The organism is Providencia sp. JGM181, from assembly GCF_018257375.1.
In the GTDB taxonomy this organism is placed as follows: domain Bacteria; phylum Pseudomonadota; class Gammaproteobacteria; order Enterobacterales; family Enterobacteriaceae; genus Providencia; species Providencia lanzhouensis.
On record NZ_JAERJY010000280.1, the window covers coordinates 1 to 1,101 of the forward strand.

The 1,101-nt window shown below is 36.1% G+C and carries 1 protein-coding gene; it reads left to right on the forward strand.

The annotated features are described in order from the left end of the window. Positions 1 to 576: 576 nt before the first annotated feature. On the forward strand, positions 577 to 1,089 hold the full coding sequence (gene fliZ / locus JK188_RS17515) for a flagella biosynthesis regulatory protein FliZ (RefSeq protein ID WP_036951530.1): 513 nt from the start codon (positions 577 to 579) through the stop codon (positions 1,087 to 1,089). The last annotated feature ends 12 nt before the right edge of the window (positions 1,090 to 1,101 follow it).

Sequence of the window (1,101 nt, forward strand, 5' to 3'; positions counted from 1 at the left end):
ATTTGCGGTTGGTGATGATTGGCAGGCAATCTATCGCTTTAGTGGCGCTGAATTGGATTTGACGACGTCATTTAAAATGCGATTATAGAAGTGAAAAGTGAGCTGTATCACAAATTTATCAATAAAATGCTTTTCACTATATAATATTGATTTTTAAATTAAATTTCCTTTGAACCTTTAGGGGGTTATCAGGTAAAGTCTCTGCCTCCAAGGGGTGTCTCCTTTCGAATCTTGGTTCTTTAAGTGATAAAACTTTGCTATTTAGGTTAACAACGATTAGGTTCGTTAGGTTGACGCTAGGTCAAATTTACATGCAAAATTACTCTCATAAGAAATTCGCCAAAGTGTTTTAGACAGGTTAGAATGCTTCGGACAAAGGGAAATAAATTTTCTTACATTACATTCCCAGAAGGATCCACCTTACAAAGGGAAAGTAAGAAAATGAGATAAGGCAATTACGCTTATCTCGATATGCAACATAGCAGACAATCATTAATGCTATGGGCATGGTATGTATGTAACCGGATTTATCTTGTTACTTTTTATTTTTATAATTACACACAGGGCTTTACCATTATGTCTGCTTCTATTGTAAAGAAACGGCCGTTGAGTCGTTATATTAAAGATTTTAAACACAGCCAAACTCATTGTGCACACTGTAATAAAACTCTTGATCGTATCTCCCTCGTTTTCAACGATGGTATCTTGAATAAAGAAGCTATCGCTGACATGACCGATTTGGTTGATGAAGCGGCTTGGGGCGAACTTCAAGGGCAATTTACAGCACTTTGTCGTTTTTGTAGTGAAATTTTCTGTAATAGCAATACAGACTATTTCGATATTATGTCTTTTAAACAGTATTTGTTCTTACAGACAGAAATGAGTCATAGCACCGTCCGCGAGTACGTTGTTCGTCTGCGCCGCTTAGATGAACTGCTGTCATCCTCTAACTTTTCAATGAAAGATTTTACCGCAAGTAGAGTTCAAGAACAGTTGAGCGATAAAATGACTGATTCAGCATTTAGCAACTACAATATTGCACTACGTAAATATGAGCAGTATTTAAGCTGGCAGTCAGAAAAAAACTAATAATATTTTAAG

Excerpts from the sequence above, each read along its gene's own strand:
- fliZ (WP_036951530.1), top strand. The coding sequence starts at position 577 with ATGTCTGCTTCTATTGTAAAGAAACGGCCGTTGAGTCGTTATATTAAA.